This window comes from Phenylobacterium sp., from assembly GCF_031425575.1.
GTDB lineage: Bacteria > Pseudomonadota > Alphaproteobacteria > Caulobacterales > Caulobacteraceae > Phenylobacterium.
Genome location: NZ_JANPJP010000333.1, coordinates 1 through 2,091, shown reverse-complemented (window position 1 = coordinate 2,091; position 2,091 = coordinate 1). Strand labels below are relative to the sequence as shown.

Below are 2,091 nucleotides of genomic sequence, written 5' to 3'. Positions count from 1 at the left end.
GGCCCGCTGCCGTTCGGCGCGAAGCGTGTTGTAGAGATCCATCTCCGCCCATCGGGCCAGGATCTGCGGCTCCTTCTGCGGCAGGCCCGCGCGCATGGGGAACGGGGTTTCGGGAAGGAAGACGGTCTCGCGGTAGTCGCGCGAAGGTGTGTCGGCGTCGTCGGCCATGATCTTTTCCAGGCTGGTCCGGGGTGGTCCCCGGTTCGGCCTACACGGCTCGCGCCGCTTCGTTGACCGGGGATGACGGGTTTCAAATGGAACCCGGCGCGCGCTTGAACGGAACCGTCCGACGGCGTCACGCCGGGCGGATAATTCGCACGTCTGTCCGAACCAAAAACATGGGCGTGGCTCTATCAGAGCTAGGCGAGGGCGTCATCCCTCTGTGCGTCGGCAGCGCCCCCTCCACCCTTCGGGTCCCCCTCCCCCGAAATCGGGGGAGGTATTTGCGCGCCTCGAACCTCCCCTGCGAAGCGGGGGAGGGGGACCACGAAGTGGTGGAGGGGGCGGTGGGCTGGCGCCCTACACCCCGAGCACAGCCCGCGCCGCCTTCGCGTCCGCCATCACCTGTTCGGTCATGATCTCCAGGCTCTCGAATTTCTCCTCAGGGCGCAGGAAGGCGATCAGGTCGGTTTCGATGATGCGGTCGTAGATGTCCTCGTCGAAGTCGAACAGCCAGACTTCGAGCAATGGCTCGGTGACGCCATGCACCGTCGGATTGACGCCGATGTTGGCGACGCCGGGCAGTTCGCGGCCGTCCGACAGCCGGGTGCGGGTGGCGTAGACCCCGTAGCGGGGCGTCACATAGTCGGCCAGGGCCACATTGGCGGTGGGGAAGCCCAGGGTGCGGCCCAGCTGGCGGCCGCGCTGGACCGGGCCCTCAATGGCGAAGGGGCGGCCCAGAATCTCGGCGGCCACGTCAGGCTTGCCCTCGCGCAGGGCGGTGCGCACGGCGGTGGAGGAAAACTTGTCGCCGCTTTCATCGCCGTAGGGTGCTGCCACGGAAACCCCAAACCCCATCTCCCGGCCATAGGCGGCCATGGTGTCGGGCGTGCCAGTGCGGCCCTTGCCAAAGGAATTGTCGAACCCCACCGACACATGGCGCGCGCCAAGACCCTGATGCAGCACATCGGCGGCAAACGCACGGTCGGTCATGCCGGCCAGCTCCGGCTCCAGCGGCAGGACATACAGCATGTCCACGTTCAACGCTTCCAGCGCCCGGGCCAGCTGGTCGGTCTTCATCAGGCGAAAGGCGGGCTCGTCAGGCCGGAAGTAGACGCGGGGATGCGGATCAAAGGTGATGACGCCCAGCGGCGCGCCCAGGTCCCGCGCAGCCTCGGCGGCGAGCGCGATCACCTGCTGGTGGCCCAGGTGGACGCCGTCGAAACTGCCCATGGCCACAGCCGCGCCACGGTCGTGGTCCGCAAGATCCTTCCAGCCGCGAATGACCCGGATGCGCTTCATGCGGTCCGTCTGGGGGCGATGACCACGGCCTCACCGTCCATGACGGTCTTGCCGCCGACCTCGCAGACGGTTTCCAGGGTGACCCGGCCCTTGGCCTCGTCCAGCGCGGTGACGGTGGCGCGTGCCACCACGACATCGCCGATCTTCACCGGGCGACGGAACCGCAGAGACTGCGACAGATAGATCGCGCCAGGACCCGGTAACCGCGTTCCCAAGATGGCGGAGATATACGCCGCCGACAGCATGCCGTGAGCGATCCGCTCGCCGAATGTGGTGGTGGCCGCGTAGGTCTCGTCCAGATGCACCGGGTTGTTGTCGCCGGACACCTCGGCGAAGGCCTCGATATCGGCGGCGCCGACCACGCGGCTGGTCTCCACCGCCTGGCCGACGGTCAGTTCATCGAAATAGAAACCCTGCACGGTTCGCTCCCCTGGCGGTCTGGTCGCCGCCGCGTCTCACCAGACCATATCGGCCATGGTCCACGTCGCGTGAAGCCCGTCCTGCCGCAACAGGTCGATCACCACCGGCATATTCAATCCTTCCGGCCCCACAGTCTCGGCGCCATGGATGCCGTTGGCCACGAACAGCACGTCCAGACCACGGGCGTTGGCGCCCCGGATGTCGGTCGGC

Annotated in this window: 3 protein-coding genes; all 3 read right to left on the bottom strand. The window is 67.4% G+C overall.

What is annotated here, in order from left to right; all coding sequences use genetic code 11:
* Positions 1-168: hypothetical protein (locus RMO97_RS18400; RefSeq protein ID WP_310542464.1), on the bottom strand; the 168-nt coding region annotated here is incomplete at its 3' end.
* Between the two features lie 351 nt (positions 169-519).
* Positions 520-1,461 carry a bifunctional riboflavin kinase/FAD synthetase gene (locus RMO97_RS18395; RefSeq protein ID WP_310542463.1) on the bottom strand — a complete coding sequence of 314 codons (942 nt, stop codon included), beginning with the start codon at positions 1,459-1,461 and terminating at the stop codon, positions 520-522.
* Entirely contained in the window at positions 1,458-1,880 is a 423-nt protein-coding gene (locus RMO97_RS18390) for a MaoC family dehydratase (protein WP_310542462.1), read from the bottom strand. Before RMO97_RS18390 ends, RMO97_RS18395 begins: the two co-directional genes overlap by 4 nt.
* Between the last annotated feature and the right edge of the window lie 211 nt (positions 1,881-2,091).